This is a genomic window from Providencia rettgeri (genome assembly GCF_013702265.1).
Lineage (GTDB): Bacteria > Pseudomonadota > Gammaproteobacteria > Enterobacterales > Enterobacteriaceae > Providencia > Providencia zhijiangensis.
Window position 1 is genome coordinate 3,317,537 of the sequence record NZ_CP059348.1, and the last position, 15,985, is coordinate 3,333,521.

The 15,985-nt window shown below is 43.9% G+C and carries 14 protein-coding genes; 4 read left to right on the forward strand and 10 right to left on the reverse strand.

From position 1 onward, the window contains the following. Positions 1-29: 29 nt before the first annotated feature. Positions 30-1,061 (reverse strand): tRNA (adenosine(37)-N6)-threonylcarbamoyltransferase complex transferase subunit TsaD, encoded by a 1,032-nt coding sequence (tsaD, locus tag H0913_RS15190; RefSeq protein WP_154603396.1) that lies wholly within the window; start codon positions 1,059-1,061, stop codon positions 30-32. Positions 1,062-1,434: 373 nt separating this feature from the next. Here tsaD and rpsU point away from each other — a divergent pair, with 373 nt between their 5' ends. From rpsU to rpoD, 3 genes are all read left to right on the forward strand, one after another. Then, positions 1,435-1,650, forward strand: coding sequence for a 30S ribosomal protein S21 (gene rpsU, locus H0913_RS15195; protein ID WP_001144069.1), 216 nt, complete (start codon positions 1,435-1,437; stop codon positions 1,648-1,650). 118 nt (positions 1,651-1,768) lie between these two features. Further along, positions 1,769-3,514: a DNA primase gene (gene dnaG / locus H0913_RS15200; RefSeq protein ID WP_036956253.1), complete on the forward strand. Its 1,746-nt coding sequence runs from the start codon at positions 1,769-1,771 to the stop codon at positions 3,512-3,514. Positions 3,515-3,696: 182 nt separating this feature from the next. Beyond that, on the forward strand, positions 3,697-5,547 hold the full coding sequence (gene rpoD / locus H0913_RS15205; RefSeq protein ID WP_036956252.1) for an RNA polymerase sigma factor RpoD: 1,851 nt from the start codon (positions 3,697-3,699) through the stop codon (positions 5,545-5,547). Between the two features lie 55 nt (positions 5,548-5,602). On the opposite strand, the gene H0913_RS15210 is transcribed toward rpoD, so the two are convergent. From H0913_RS15210 to H0913_RS15220, 3 genes are all read right to left on the reverse strand, one after another. Further along, on the reverse strand, positions 5,603-7,078 hold the full coding sequence (locus H0913_RS15210; protein ID WP_181477538.1) for an MFS transporter: 1,476 nt from the start codon (positions 7,076-7,078) through the stop codon (positions 5,603-5,605). 181 nt (positions 7,079-7,259) lie between these two features. Continuing rightward, positions 7,260-7,652: a hypothetical protein gene (locus H0913_RS15215; protein WP_181477539.1), complete on the reverse strand. Its 393-nt coding sequence runs from the start codon at positions 7,650-7,652 to the stop codon at positions 7,260-7,262. Continuing rightward, the gene (locus H0913_RS15220) at positions 7,653-8,984 is read right to left on the reverse strand and encodes an MFS transporter (RefSeq protein ID WP_181477540.1); all 1,332 of its coding nucleotides are present in this window, start codon (positions 8,982-8,984) and stop codon (positions 7,653-7,655) included. Between the two features lie 98 nt (positions 8,985-9,082). Between H0913_RS15220 and H0913_RS15225 the strand changes: the two genes are divergently transcribed. Beyond that, complete coding sequence (locus H0913_RS15225) at positions 9,083-9,976, forward strand: LysR family transcriptional regulator (RefSeq protein WP_181477541.1); 894 nt, start codon at positions 9,083-9,085, stop codon at positions 9,974-9,976. Here the strand turns inward: H0913_RS15225 and H0913_RS15230 are convergent, their stop codons facing one another. The 6 genes from H0913_RS15230 to H0913_RS15255 all read right to left on the reverse strand — a co-directional run bounded on the left by H0913_RS15230 (position 9,977) and on the right by H0913_RS15255 (position 15,938). Then, positions 9,977-11,026, reverse strand: coding sequence for an Abi family protein (locus H0913_RS15230; RefSeq protein WP_181477542.1), 1,050 nt, complete (start codon positions 11,024-11,026; stop codon positions 9,977-9,979). It lies immediately after the preceding gene. A 174-nt stretch (positions 11,027-11,200) separates the two neighbouring features. Next, positions 11,201-11,797: an ATP-binding cassette domain-containing protein gene (locus H0913_RS15235; RefSeq protein WP_181477543.1), complete on the reverse strand. Its 597-nt coding sequence runs from the start codon at positions 11,795-11,797 to the stop codon at positions 11,201-11,203. A gap of 4 nt (positions 11,798-11,801) precedes the next feature. Then, positions 11,802-12,587, reverse strand: a complete 786-nt coding sequence (locus H0913_RS15240) for an ATP-binding cassette domain-containing protein (protein WP_181477544.1) — start codon at positions 12,585-12,587, stop codon at positions 11,802-11,804. Further along, positions 12,581-13,393 carry an ABC transporter permease gene (locus H0913_RS15245; protein ID WP_154627700.1) on the reverse strand — a complete coding sequence of 271 codons (813 nt, stop codon included), beginning with the start codon at positions 13,391-13,393 and terminating at the stop codon, positions 12,581-12,583. The genes H0913_RS15240 and H0913_RS15245 overlap by 7 nt, the downstream gene beginning before the upstream one ends. Beyond that, positions 13,390-14,358: an ABC transporter permease gene (locus H0913_RS15250; RefSeq protein WP_154603404.1), complete on the reverse strand. Its 969-nt coding sequence runs from the start codon at positions 14,356-14,358 to the stop codon at positions 13,390-13,392. The genes H0913_RS15245 and H0913_RS15250 overlap by 4 nt, the downstream gene beginning before the upstream one ends. Further along, complete coding sequence (locus tag H0913_RS15255; RefSeq protein WP_154603405.1) at positions 14,358-15,938, reverse strand: ABC transporter substrate-binding protein; 1,581 nt, start codon at positions 15,936-15,938, stop codon at positions 14,358-14,360. Before H0913_RS15255 ends, H0913_RS15250 begins: the two co-directional genes overlap by 1 nt. Positions 15,939-15,985: the final 47 nt, after the last annotated feature.

Consider the following 15,985-nt stretch of genomic DNA (forward strand, 5'->3'; position numbering starts at 1 on the left):
TTTATTATGTTTTGAACATAACAGATTAATTATTTAACAGCGCCTTCATCTAACGGTGGCAACTCTGCAAGCGGCCAGCGAGGACGAACGGTTACGCCTAAATCTGCATTTGCACCGCCTTTTAAGCGGATTAAGCCCGCGAGAGCAATCATTGCGCCATTGTCTGTACAAAATTCAGGACGTGCATAAAATGCTTCGCCGCCACGCTGCTTCAAAACGTCTTCCATTTTAGCGCGTAAAGTACGGTTAGCACTCACACCACCGGCCATCACCAAGCGTTTAAAGCCCGTTTGCTCAAGCGCGCGCTTACATTTAATCGCGAGCGTATCCACAACTGCATCTTCGAAAGCACGGGCGATATCAGCGCGAGTTTGAGGATCATCAGGGTTATCGCGGATCGTATTTGCCGCAAACGTCTTCAAGCCGGAAAAACTGAAATCCAGCCCCGGACGGTCAGTCATCGGGCGAGGGAAAACAAAACGCCCTGCAACGCCTTGCTGCGCCATGCGTGATAACACAGGCCCACCCGGATAGTCTAAACCGAGTAACTTCGCCGTTTTATCGAATGCTTCGCCTGCTGCATCATCGATGGATTCACCGAGAAGCTCATATTCACCAATGCCCGTCACGCTAATTAGCTGGGTATGACCACCAGACACTAACAGCGCCACAAACGGGAATTCAGGGCTTTTTTCTTCCAGCATCGGGGCGAGCAAATGCCCTTCCATGTGATGCACAGCAACCGCAGGTACATCCCACGCAAACGCCAGCGCACGACCCACCGTCGCTCCCACCATCAATGCACCCACTAAACCGGGGCCTGCGGTGTACGCAACGGCATCGATATCTTCGCGGGTTAAATTGGCTTCTTTGAGTGCCGCTTGAATCAGCGGTACTGTTTTGCGGATATGATCACGAGAGGCTAATTCGGGTACGACACCACCGTAATCAGCATGAACTTTAATTTGGCTGTATAACTGGTTCGCAAGTAGACCCAGTTTATCATCATAGATTGCGATTCCAGTTTCATCGCAAGATGTTTCGATACCTAAAACACGCATTGCACTACCCTTGTTTGTTGCATGAGGGCAAGTCTATCACTAAATTTGCACCATCGCGCCTAAATTTGCGTCATTGCGCAATAAAATGTCATGAAACCCCACAATTAATCCCAGCAAAAGGCTGACTTTCCAAGTTGTATAGTCTATAATCAGACCCCTGTAATAAAAATTTCGTGTGGCAAATTCTCATTATTATCTGGTTTTTCTCACTTTATTGAATAAAGTTGAGGTGAAACAGGTGATCTTGCGTGATTCAATTTTATACGGCACTTTACAAACCCGTACTCATTGAAGTAAAATTCCGCACCATTTTAAATGACGGCTGGTGAACAAAAACCAGCAACAAACCGATTTCTATTGAGGTGAGAGGCACATGCCGGTAATTAAAGTACGTGAAAACGAGCCATTCGACGTAGCACTGCGTCGTTTCAAACGTTCTTGTGAAAAAGCAGGAGTTTTAGCAGAAGTTCGTCGTCGTGAATTCTATGAAAAACCAACGACTGAACGTAAACGCGCTAAAGCATCAGCTGTAAAGCGTCACGCTAAAAAACTGGCTCGCGAAAACGCACGCCGTACTCGTCTGTACTAATTGATTGCGATTTTAATCGCAACCAATACAGACAAGTAAGTAGTTAGCAGTTAAAGGCCGTGCTTTCCTAACGGAAGCGCGGCTTATTATCGTTCATCAACAGGCGAAAAAGAGGCTTATGGCTGGACGAATTCCGCGTTCATTTATCAATGACTTACTCGCTCGAACCGATATCATTGATTTAGTCGATGCAAAAGTCCCGTTAAAAAAACAGGGTAAGAACCATCACGCTTGCTGTCCTTTTCATAACGAAAAAACACCATCATTTACTGTTAATGGTGAGAGACAGTTTTACTATTGTTTTGGTTGTGGTGCCCATGGTAACGCCATCGATTTTCTGATGAATTACGACAAATTAGATTTTGTCGAAGCCATAGAAGAGTTATCCGCATTACACGGTCTGGATGTTCCTTACGAAAAAGGAACCGGAACCAGCCAAATTGAACTCCATCAGCGTCAAAATTTGTACCAATTGATGGAAAAAATAAATCAGTTTTACTGCGCTGCCTTAAATCATCCATCGGCCAATAAAGCCAAAGATTATTTAAGCCAACGTGGTTTAAGTGCAGATATTATCTCGCATTTTTCGATTGGTTTTGCGCCCGCAGGCTGGGACAACCTTCTCAAGAAATTTGCCGTGAACCCAGAAAGCCGTCAGCAACTTGATGAAGCGGGCATGCTGGTCACTAATGATAATGGTCGCGTTTATGATCGCTTTAGAGAGCGAGTCATGTTCCCGATTCGGGATCGTCGCGGTCGCGTAATTGCATTTGGTGGACGGGTGTTAGGCGATGCATTGCCAAAATATTTAAACTCCCCAGAAACCGATATATTCCATAAAGGTCGCCAACTTTTTGGCCTTTATGAAGCCACGCAAAATAGTAGTGAGCTTGCAAAATTACTTGTTGTTGAAGGCTATATGGACGTTGTAGCACTCGCACAGTATGACATCCGCTATGCGGTTGCATCACTTGGCACCTCTACAACCTCTGAGCATATTCAATTGCTCTATCGCTCAACAGACACGGTAATTTGCTGTTATGACGGAGATAGAGCAGGAAGAGAAGCCGCTTGGCGCGCACTTGAAAACGCCCTTCCCTATCTAACCGATGGTCGCCAACTCCGTTTTATGTTTTTGCCTGATGGCGAAGACCCAGATTCATTGGTACGCAAAGAAGGAAAAGACGCCTTTGAGCAACGCATGGAAAATGCGCAAAGTCTTTCCACCTTTTTGTTTGACTCTTTAGTTCCCCAAGTGGACTTAAAAACCCAAGAGGGTCGAGCAAAAATTAGTAAACTTGCTATCCCATTGATAAAACAGATTCCGGGTGAAACTCTGCGCCTCTATATGGCACAAGAGCTAGGAAATTTCATTGGTATACCGGATATTTCCCAAGTTCTTGCTATGATTGATAGAGAGAGTACTGAGCCAGTTAACTATCAGGCACCCAAACTGAAACCAACAACAATGCGCATACTTATCGCGTTGTTGGTGCAAAATCCGAACTTTTCGGAGCTTGTTCCCTCACTAGAGGGAATTGCCCATATCCAAATGCCGGGGCTTTCTCTATTTCAGGAATTGGTTGAAGTTTGCCGTTCCACCCCCGGAATGACCACTGGGCAGTTGCTAGAACGTTATCGCGATAATAATTTCGCGAAACAACTTGAAAAACTCGCAACATGGAACGATATAGAAATAGAGGAAATAGCGGAAAATACCTTTATAGATGCTCTAAATCATCTATTTAATAGCGCCCTCGATGAGCGTTTCGACTATCTGATAGCGAAAGAACGAACACAAAGGTTGACACCTGAAGAGCGCGAAGAAGTCCGTCTAATCACTCTTTCACGAGTGAAAACGTAAAGCATCCAAAAAATAGTATACAGAACGGCTTAAGTGCCGCAAATAACAAGGCAAATGCCTGTAAATGCTACGAAATATAAAGGGCGTAGCGCGTAGTCAAATGTCCCTTTAAATGTTCTTGTTGGCCGTTAGTTTCGCCGACCGACACCAATTTAAATACTCAGAAGTGTGGATACCGTCTTATGGAGCAAAACCCGCAGTCACAGCTTAAGCTACTCGTCACCAAGGGTAAAGAGCAAGGTTATTTAACCTATGCTGAGGTAAACGACCATCTGCCGGAAGATATCGTCGATTCGGATCAGATTGAAGATATCATCCAGATGATTAATGACATGGGCATCCAGGTCATGGAAGAAGCACCTGATGCCGATGATTTAATTTTGGCTGAAAATACTTCCGACACGGATGAAGATGCAGCTGAAGCTGCAGCTCAAGTATTGTCCAGTGTTGAAAGTGAAATCGGCCGTACCACTGACCCAGTACGCATGTATATGCGTGAAATGGGGACTGTCGAACTTCTTACCCGTGAAGGTGAGATCGACATCGCAAAACGTATCGAAGATGGTATTAATCAGGTTCAGTGCTCTGTTGCTGAATATCCTGAGGCTATCACCTACTTACTTGAACAGTATGACCGCGTCGAAGCTGGCGAAAGCCGCTTATCTGACCTCATCACTGGGTTCGTTGACCCAAATGCGGAAGAAGATTTAGCCCCTACAGCAACCCACGTAGGTTCTGAACTTCCACAAGAAGAGTTAGATAAAGACGATGAAGACGAAGAAGATGAAGACGGCGATGACAGCGATAGCGATGACGATAACAGCATCGATCCTGAGTTAGCGCGTCAGAAATTCTCTGACCTTCGTGAACAATATGAAAAAACTCGCACCCATATTAAACAATATGGTCGTAGCGATGCGAAAACTGCGGCTGCTATCGAGCAATTATCCGAAGTTTTCAAAGAGTTCCGTTTAGTACCTAAGCAGTTTGACTATCTGGTCAACAACATGCGTGAAATGATGGACCGCGTTCGTATGCAAGAACGTACCATCATGAAACTGTGTGTTGAACAGTGCAAAATGCCTAAGAAGAACTTCATCACCTTATTCAGTGGCAATGAAACCAGCGAAACTTGGTTAACCGCAGCAAAAGCGATGAACAAGCCGTGGTCTGAAAAACTGCTGGAAGTGGAAGAAGAAGTTCTGCGTTGTCTGCAAAGACTGCGTCAAATCGAAGAAGAAACTGGCCTGACAATCGAACAGGTTAAAGATATCAACCGTCGTATGTCTATCGGTGAAGCTAAGGCTCGTCGTGCGAAGAAAGAGATGGTTGAAGCAAACTTACGTCTGGTTATTTCTATCGCGAAGAAATATACCAACCGTGGTCTGCAGTTCCTTGATTTGATTCAAGAAGGTAACATCGGTCTGATGAAAGCGGTTGATAAGTTTGAATACCGTCGTGGTTATAAGTTCTCAACTTATGCAACATGGTGGATCCGTCAGGCTATTACCCGTTCTATCGCTGACCAAGCACGTACAATCCGTATTCCGGTTCACATGATTGAGACTATCAACAAACTGAACCGTATCTCTCGTCAAATGCTGCAAGAGATGGGCCGTGAGCCATCGCCAGAAGAACTGGCAGAACGCATGCTAATGCCGGAAGATAAAATCCGTAAAGTACTGAAGATTGCAAAAGAGCCAATCTCCATGGAAACGCCAATCGGTGATGATGAAGATTCACATTTAGGCGATTTCATTGAAGATACCACATTAGAGTTACCGTTAGATTCTGCAACGTCAGAAAGCTTACGTTCGGCAACTCATGAGGTTCTGGCTGGCTTAACCGCACGTGAAGCGAAAGTCCTGCGTATGCGTTTCGGTATCGACATGAATACTGACCACACCTTAGAGGAAGTGGGTAAACAGTTTGATGTTACCCGTGAGCGTATCCGTCAGATTGAAGCGAAAGCGCTGCGTAAATTACGTCACCCAAGCCGCTCAGAAGTTCTGCGCAGCTTCTTAGACGAATAAGCCGTAAACGTCTTCAAGTCTACAAAATCAAACACCTGCTTCGGCAGGTGTTTTTTTATCGGTCACTTACTCTCAATTTTTGCTGGCGTTTAAACATTAACGCTAATGAAAGCAAAATGGCTAATGCTCCACCAAACATCGCTAAATTAAAACCCGAAACAAAGGCTGAGCGGGTTGCTTGCTCAATTATCGTCGACGAAAAAACCCCATGATGATTAACTAATTCGACAATCTGCTCAGTGGAAAGCTGAGTATTAATCTGTTGATTACTCAGGAGTAAATCAACGGCTCGATGAGTCATTAGCGTGCCCAGTAAGGCGATACCCAGAGTCATACCTGTTTGTCTCAATGCATTCATCACCGCAGATGCCATCCCTGAATAAGCTTTTTCTACACTCGACATCACCAATGCGCCTATTGCCGGTGTTGCCATTCCCATGCCCGCCCCCAAAATAAATAACGTGGCCGCAATAGTGAAATAGTCGGTATCCGCATTCACTCGCGTCAATAACATGGATGAGAGAGCTATCAGCAAGAAGCCAATAATCATAATGTTACGGACACTGTATCGCCCGGAAAGCCGGCCGAAACTGAATGAAAACAGTGCCATCGCGATAAATTCTGGCGCCATCCGTAAACCCGCTTCAAACGCCCCCCAACCTTGCCCTTTCTGTAAGAACAGCGCGATAAAAAACACATTACTGTAGGTGGCAAACCCGAGGGCAAATGACGCCATATTATATTGAAAAAAATCAGGGTTTTTCTTGAATAGATACAGCGGTAATAAAGGGCGTGGCACTTTCATTTCCACAGCAACAAAACCTAATAATGCCACTGTGCCAAGCGCTAAGCTTCCCAAAGTCGATGGGTTATTCCAACCCAGATCCCCGGCTTCAATTAACCCATAGGTGATTCCCCCAAGAGCAACGATACTCAACAACTGGCCAACCGGATCCAACGCCGCTTTATCCGGATCAGCACTTTCCATAATCCCTAAGCCTCCCAGCACCAAAGTCAGCAAGCCAATCGGAATATTGATGATAAAGATGGTTGTCCAATCAAAGGTATCCACTAGAAAACCACCCAAAATCGGACCGATGATCAGTGATAACGCACTAACTGCCGACCAAATACCAATGACTTTAATTCGCTCAATGTCATTACTAAATGCCTGCGTAATAATGGATAACGCCCCTGGGATCAGCGCCGCGGCGGCAATGCCTTGAACAGCTCTTCCAAATAGCAACCACTGAATATTTGAGGCTAACGCACAGATTAACGACCCTAACGTAAAAATTGTGATCCCAACCAGCCAAACTTTCTTACGCCCATAACGATCGCTTAGCGGCCCGACGGAGAGGATCAATGCTGATAAGCACAACGCATATGCATCTATAACCCATTGTAACATTGATAGATTCGTGGAAAGTTCTTGCCCTATTGCAGGGAGAGCGACATTCACAATGCTGATATCGAGCGTCGCCATAAACGTTCCCAAGCACACCGCGATAATCAAAAAAATTCGTTTCATTCTCTTATTCCCATTATCTTTCTTTTCCGCATGTTAGATCGAAACTGACCGACGGTCAATCAATATTGAGAATAAAAATCATTTGTAATTAAAATGAGGGATTCTTTGTTAGCTAACCATAAAAAAACGGTCTATTGACCGTTTCATATTCCACTAAGTAACTATTCTTTCAAAACTTGGGTTATTTCACCGGTGTTTCATGCAGGTATTTCCAAGTGCACTTTTCATTTTCAACATGGATACACGCAGTTGAGATTCGTAACGACGAAATGCCTTCATTGGTCTGCAATTCTTGGTATTGTATCCAGCAATCACTCCCTACCTGCTGTATTGGCACTATATTCTGAATTGCGATAGTCAAATGAGGCTTTTTGCCAACAAGCTGACTAAACAGCGCAGTGACATCGTTGTGGGTGATCCCCTGCCCTTGGATCGTGACCATTTTAAAATCAGGAGCAAAGCTATTCAGTAAAAGCGGTAAACTCTCCCCCTGATTGCGCCCTGTAAATACATCCTCAATGACCACATGTAAATCAATCACACTTTGTACTGCCAGCGACATTTTAGAGTCCATTTATTTTCCCCTAATAACTGAAATTAACGATAGCAGCCCCAGAATAGCTGCAATGAAAAACGTATATTGATAACGAACTAACTCTGATGAAAATGAAATAAGGTTAAAGAGGGAAATTAATACCACCGTCCCCACACTAAAGGCCACCTGACGGTTAATATTCCACAGCACGCTACCTTGCAATAAATCCTTATCTTTAAAGTCTATTAATGCACTGATTTGCGCCGTATTCGCACTGATCCCACCGCCTGTTCCCATTAATAAATAAGCTATAATGAGCAACATTAATTGGCTTTGGTTATCGACCCAAAACAGAGTCAAGATCCCAATGCTATGCACAACGATACCTGTAATAAATAGGCTTCGCTTACCCAGACGATGATAAAAATAGCCGCCAGTTACCATGGAAATCAGAGCACCCGCCGCATACACCAACATAAACATGCCCGTTTGTTGTGCATTAAATCCGATGTTATTTTGGAGATTAAATATGTTCAGTAAATTAACACCCGTAAAAATTCCCGGCACCGCGTAATAAACAATAAAACCATTACGTAAATTATAATTTTTGAGTAATTGCAGGTTTAAAATCGGTGCTCGGCATTTCTTTGCGTACTGTAAATAGACAATCAGCAAAGCGGCAGAAAGCGAAAAACTCAATAATCCGAGAGCTAAACTTTGATAATCATTATAAAGAGAGAATGACATCAATAAGCTCAGTAAACTGAAACTGACTAACAGCAAACCAATAATATCAGGCTTTTCTCGTACCTGTTTTTCACTGGATTTTACCCAGCCCCAAGCCAACAGTGCCGCCAGCAATGAAAACGGAAGATTAGCAAAGAATACCCATCGCCAAGAAAGAGAATCGATAATCATGCCACCAATTGCCGGAGAAAATGCTGGGGCAATTAAAGCAACCGTCATAATCATCGTCGATATCTTTTGGCGTTCTTGATTAGGAAATAGAGCAAATACTAAAGCCTGCCCAACAGGAATTAGTAATCCCCCTGCAATTCCCTGAATAAAGCGCCAGAAAATCAAACTATAAATAGAATCACTAAATCCACATAGCCCAACGGAAAGGGAAAATAGCAGCATCGAATAAGCCAGTAACTTACGCTCCCCCAAACGACCCGCTAACCACAGGCTAACTGGCATAATGAGCACAAGTCCTAAAATATAGGCATTCGCCACCCAAGAGACCATCGACTGGCTCGCCGAAAATGCCGAAGCGATGTCTGGCAATGCAATGGCAGACATAAAAATATTAATACAATCAATGAAAAAGCCGAGAAGAAATACTGTAGCGATTTGATAACGGTATGACATAGCTACCTCCGGTCGCAAAGAGTAGAGTGCAACCCTTCTCCTGTCGATGCAAAGGAAGTAAAATCATTGTTTAACACAACCAAACAATCGAGCGGATTATGCAAAAAAATCTCAAGCAAATTACCAGCTTTCTTCAAGTTGTCGATTCTGGTTCATTTACCAAAGCCGCAGAAGTCTTAGAGCTAAGTCGTTCGATGGTCAGTATTGATGTTAAACAGCTCGAAAAAAACTTAAATGTCAGCTTATTGGTGCGAAATACCCGCAATATTGCGCTCACTGAGGTGGGAAAATATTTCTACGATGATTTTAAACGGATTCAATTACAGATAGAGGAAGCCTTTGAGAGAAGTCAAAATTTAGCAACCAACATAACTGGCACATTACGTTTCTCTTCAACCAATGAATTTGGCCAGCGTTACATTTTGCCTTTGCTCCCAGCATTTTGCCGGCAATACCCTCAACTGCGCCTACAATATAGCTTTAACTCTTCTTTTGATGATTTATTAGCTGAAAAGCTCGATATTGCAATTCGATTAGGGAATTTAAAAAACTCTTCATTAAAATCCCGTAAGCTCGGAGAATATGTAATTTATTTGGTCGCCACACCCCAGTTTGCCAATCAATACTCCATTAGAAATATCGAGGATTTGGCGCATATTCCGTGGGTCACACATTCGCTACTGAATTTGCAAGATAGCCAATATATTCTGCAGAACCGCCACGGCGAAAAGTTTGGTTTGCCCTTATTAAACAGCCAGTATGAATCCAACTCCGCAGAGACTATCCGTCAACTGGCACTCGCTTCATTAGGTGCCGCGATTTGCCCCGCATGGCTGATTGAAGAGGATTTAAAAACGCACCGATTAGTGCGCTTGTTACCTGAATTCGAGCTACCGAAACAAAACATTCAATTGCTCTATCCCAATACCCAAACTCTACCCGCCAAGACACGGGCATTTATTGAATTTCTGGTGGGGAAATTAAAAGGATAATTAATATCTACGATGAGATTTAGAAATGACACCTATAATTTCATCTATTCTTTTGACTAAAATAAATTGAGATTTTGATTTTTTAAAAATCATAGCTGTTTTACTAAAACTCTCTTCATGCCCACATTCATGATAATTATAATTTAAACTCAATTCCTTGCAGATATTTTTAAATTTATAGTCAGTTAAATCTATAGCGATACTTTTTCCATCAATATCGATTAAATTTATTATAAAAGTAAAAATATCCTTATGTTCTAGAACTGATAAAACTTTACCTTCTTTGTTCTTCACTAAAATAAATCTTGCTTTAGGTATTTCTGATAAAAATATATTCTCATTTATTTCAATAAAGTCATTATCACATCGTTCACTAAAATGTGGTCTAGACTCACCGGTCGGGCTAGGTGATGTACGCAGCATTTCATTCACAGTGGAATAGTGCTTAACCCATCTACTTGTTTCTAGAGAGATCCAATTAATAACGTCAATTACTTGAGAGTGTAATGTTGAAATATCTAAATCATGAATAGGCTCATAGTGAGCAATTCTATTTCTAAGCTTATTAATATTTTTAATTATCTTTTGAAATTCTTTTCTTGTTGTTAAGTGATGAGGCATTAATATTTTCATGTTTTTCTGCCAAAACACTCTATCATATTCTGCTCTAAATAAATTAGACCAAAAATCGAAAGATAATTCAGCAATGACATTTTCAGTATGCTTCATATCACACCGTCTAAATGCGGTATCAAGACTATTTAAACTTTCCGATGTTAGATTAGAACGAAACGCCTGTTGATTAGCCCAATCATCGCCATATGTAATTTTAAATATTCTATTAATTCGATTTCTTAATGACACCTCTAACATATGCAATGGAAATAAAAAGGCTTTAGAAATTCTGGCATTATATAAATATAAATTAAATGCATATATTTCATTAAAGCCCGCTTTCTTTAAATAAGCCGAAAATCTATTATCCGAAATATTTTCTTTTATTGTATTTATATTACTATCATAAATATAAGTGACTTGACTTTCCGCCATATCCCTCTAGAATCCCTATCAGAGCAGTTGATGTGGTCCCTCTGTAAAACATGCACCCTCAACAATCTATTTAGAGCCCCGAGATAGGCATATTGTCCCTCTCGGGGTTTCGCATTTCTAGGGCATCATAACCTTTTTAAAATAAACCAATCAATATCGAAACCACTAATACCGCTATTGTGGAGCCACCGCCCACACCTTGGTACAAACCTTCTCCAGCAGCGCTTTATTGTGGCTAAAAATAATCATCGCGAGGGGGCGTTGCTGTGAAATACGGATCAAATGCTGCCACACTTCCTTTTGAAGATGGGCATCTAATTGAGCCGTGATTTCATCGGCGATCAACACTTTAGTACGAGGATCGAGAGCACGAAGTAAAGCTACCCGCGCCAGTTCTCCGCCCGATAACTCGCTGGGGCGTCGCTCTAACCATTGCGGTTTAATAGAAAGGTAATCTAACCATTGGGCATCCGGTTCCCACGCATCACGAACACTGGAACCTACGGTACGATAAGGATTAAAGCTTTTTTCTGGGTGCTGCGGGACTAGCTGAATAGGGCAATAACCGCGATGAGGAACAGGTTCACCATTCAATAAAACTTGCCCATCAGTGGGCTTTTGCCACTGCCCAAGCACACGTCCTAGCGTCGTTTTCCCAAATCCACTGGGAGCGGAAATCCCCAGTCGCTCATTGTCTGCCAATGACAAATTCAGGTTATCCCACAGTACCCTACCCGCTTGCTCAATACGCAGATTTTGAATCTCTAGCATCTGGCTACCTCCACTCATCCAACATCATAAATTGATGTTCAGGCAAGGCATTCCATAGCGATTGGATCCATTGCCCACCACCACCTTGTTTGAGTTTTTGGCTACTCAGTACTTCTTCAAGCGCACCATTACGCAGTAGTGCCACGCGATCGGCGAAACGCACTGCCATAGAAAGGTCATGGGTTACCCATAACACACCGCGACCATCGCGACACAGGGATTTAATATTATCGAGCAATTGCATCGCATGCTCATCATCCAGCCATGAAGAGATCTCATCAGCGAGAATATATTCCGCGCGAGAAAGCGTGGCGCTGCTCGCCAGTACCCTTTTAGCCATTCCCCCTGATAGCTGGCTTGGGTAGTGATTCACAAGGCTCGATTGCAAACTGTACTCTTGTAGGTGTCGTGCGACATCGTGCATTTTTATATGCTTCCCGCTAAGTACCGCGGCGCGTTCTAGCTGAGGGCCAATCTGAATTAATGGATTTAACGCGCTCACACCTTGAGGCACGTAACACAACGAATTCCCGCGATACTGGGATTTGGTTTTCTCTGTCAGGGCTTGACCATTCAGTTCGATATTCCCTTTACAGCGCATATTGTCTGGCAATAATCCTAATGCGCTTTGTAGCAATAAGCTTTTACCTTCACCACTACCGCCAATCAGCGCCACCATTTCACCAGGTTGAATATCTAGCGAAATATCTTGCAGTAATGGAGACCATTGCTTTTTACCCAACCAACGATATTGCGCCACATCAATGGTCAGATTTTCAAATTTCAGCATGTTGCTCCCCTTAACCACAATTGTTGAGCCGATTTCGCAAATTGGTCAAATAGCAGGACTAACCCCATCAATGCCGCACCGGGGAAAACCACCATCCACCACGCACCTGTACTCAAATAACGTAACGCTTCAGAAAGCAAAATACCCAGCGATGGCTCATGGGGTGCGAGCCCAAACCCTAGGAAACTTAATGCCGCGCTGTGTAACACGGAATGCGGAAACATCAATAATGTTCCGACCATCCATTGAGGAAGCAGCATCGGTAAATAATGGTAGCGTAAACGCTCAAATGCGCTGTTGCCAATACGATGGGATAGCATGATGTAATCCGTTTGCTGAACCCGCAGCAGTTCAGAACGTAGAATCAGCGTTAATTTAGGCCAATGGGTTAATGCCACCGCCCAAATCACCCCCATTTTCCCGCCGCCTAGCGTAAAGCAAATCAGTACCAATAACAGTAAATGTGGTAGAGCGAGTAACGCGTCAATAATGCCGCGCACCACATAATCCATGCTTTTATTGAGCGAAGATAACCCCGCCATCACCAAGGCGATAATGCCACTGGTGATCGAAGCGGTTAAACCAATTTGTAAACTGGTGGCCAGCCCTTGAAATGTACGTTCAAATAAATCGCGCCCTAAATTGTCTGTTCCAAATAAATGCAACAATGACGGCGCTTGTCGCCTATCGAGCAAGCTCATTTCAATATCAGAAGAGAGCAGCCAAAAGGCGTAGCTACCTAATAAAATCAGGCAACTTAATGAAAGGAGTAGTTTGATCAGAGCGCGATTCGGATTATAGGTCATGATTCTCTTATCACTCCCTTATTCACCCGTTTTAATAGCAAATCTGCCATCGTATTACTGAAGAAAATCAGTACGGCGCAGAGCATCACAATCCCCATTAACAATGGTACATCTCCACGTAAGCCCGCATCAATAGTGGCTTGTCCTAACCCTGGGTACGCAAACACTTTCTCTGCTAATAATGCACCACTAAAAAGCTCGCCAACAGAGGCAAACTGCAAGCAAATCGCAGGTGTGATAGCGTGTTTAAGCACATGGAAGCCCATCATTGACCAGCCTTTATCCCCTTGCGCTTGTGCATAATGAATAAACTCGCTGTTCATCACTTCAGCCACTTTTGCGCGGGTATGTAAGGCAATGGTGCCCACGCCCAACATGCCAAGGGCAATGACGGGTAAAATTAAATGCTGAATTTTTTGTGAAAATGTGGCGGTCTGTTCATCGAGGCCAATCGGCCATGCACAGCAAATTGGCGCCCATTTTAGGGAAACCGCAAACAAGGAAAGCAGCAATAAACCTATCCAAAAGACGGGAATTGAAGCGAGTAAATAACAAAATGCCGAAATGATTTTGTCAGGCCAGCGGTTTAAGTAGCGCCCTGCGACTAATCCAAGCCCAAACCCGACCACACCGGAAAATACCCACGCACTGCCGAGCAATGCGAGTGAAGGAACAATACGGTCAGAAATCACTTGTAAAACAGGGGTATTGTATAGCATCGAATACCCCAAATCCCCTTGAAGCATTTGTGAAAACCAGCGCCAGAACTGCATCCAGAGCGGTTGATCAAGCCCCCAACGCGCCGCAATCAGCGGGTATTGCTCCGGGGGCACATGCATCAAGTCGTTACCAATATAGGCTTTGATCGGATCAATCGGCGAGTAACTTAGCAGGATAAAAATCCCCAGCGCGGTTACCGTTAATAAGCAGATAAATCGCAATAAAAGCCCAAAGGTTGTTCGCATTACTTACAAGTCCACTTCCATTCATCGACGTTATTTAACACAGACCAAGAGCCGTGAATTTCAGGGGCACTTTTACCTAAATCAACGCATTGATTTGATAAGTAAATATGCTGAACATTCATCAACCATGCCCATGCTGCATCCCCTTGGATACCAACGCCTACTTTGCCATTCCAGTCCACTTGCTGCCATAGCGGGATAGCGGCATCTTGGTCAGGTTGGCGTAGCGCTTCTTCGATAATTTCATCCACCGCTGGGTTTTTATAGTAACCCGCATTGTAGAAGCCGACACCAGCGGCTTTGCTACTGTAGTTATGGACTAACTCCATTGGGTCGAGGCTGCCCCAACCAAACAATGTCGGATTGGCATGCATATGCAATTCAACCGTTTCCCAACTGCCTGATTTCAAATCCATTTCAATACCGAGCGGTTTTAAGCTTGAGCGGATCGCTTGAGCTAAATCGCGACGAGTTGTGTCCCCACTGGCGTACCACAGAGTGAGTTTCGCTACTTTGCCATTTTTCTCTCTCAAACCGTCTTTATTCAGTTTCCAGCCAGCCTCTTCCAAAATGGCTTTCGCTTTGTCTAAATCTCCATCTTTGAATGACGACTTAGGGTTATTCCAAGGTAACCCAGCGACACCGGTATAAGCAGGGACAGCAAAACCTTCAAGAACAGATTCCGCCAACAGCTTGCGATCTAATGCATAGTTAATGGCTTTACGAATAGCTACATCGGAGGTGATATCGTTACCAATTGGGTTGCCCTGAGCATCTTTTTCGCCAGCAGGTGGAATAGGGAATGAGATCCCACGGTTTTCCACGCTGTAACGCTCAATCAGCTTCATGTTAGGGACATTATTGGCATTGCTTGCCACGGCGGGAGGAATACGTACAACCTCAAGCTGAGCGCTCTGTGCAGCAGCAAATGCGGCATCTTCATCAAGGAACACAAACACCATTTTGCCGTAATCATTTTTAGGGCCGGCATAGTATGGGTTTTGCTCAACAATCAGTTGTTGACCCGGTTGGAAAGCCACTAAACGGTATGGACCAGCCCCAATCGGCTTATGCGCGTAAGTTTTTGCATCGTACTTATCCGCAGAGACAATCCCTAACGATCCCAACACATTGATAAACGTACTTTGCGGGGAGGATAACGTGATTTTCACGGTCAGCGGGTCGATTTCTTCTGCTTTCGCGAAGTTACCCATATCCACTTTACCGCCGCTCGCCGCCGCATTGTTGTAGCTGAAGACCACATCCTTTGCCGTTAACGGTGAGCCATCCGAGAATTTCAGATCCTTTTTCAAGGTCAGTATCCACTCTTTACCATCTGCATTATGCGTGTAGCTTTCGAGCATATAACTGTGCCAAGAAAGATCCGCTTTTTGCTTTAAGAGCGGGCTATGCAGGAGCAAGTAACTACCGTGGCTCCAACCCAACATTGGGTCAAAACCTTCTGTGGGTTCTGCGCCAATGGCAAGTCGTAAAGTGTGTGTCGATGATGCGGGCTCAGCCGCTTGTGCTTGCAGGGTTAATCCCATTAAACACATGGCAACCGCTAATTTTTTAATCATATATCCCTCTAATCGGTGATTTTTTCATTTCGGTACCGTTTTCAGGT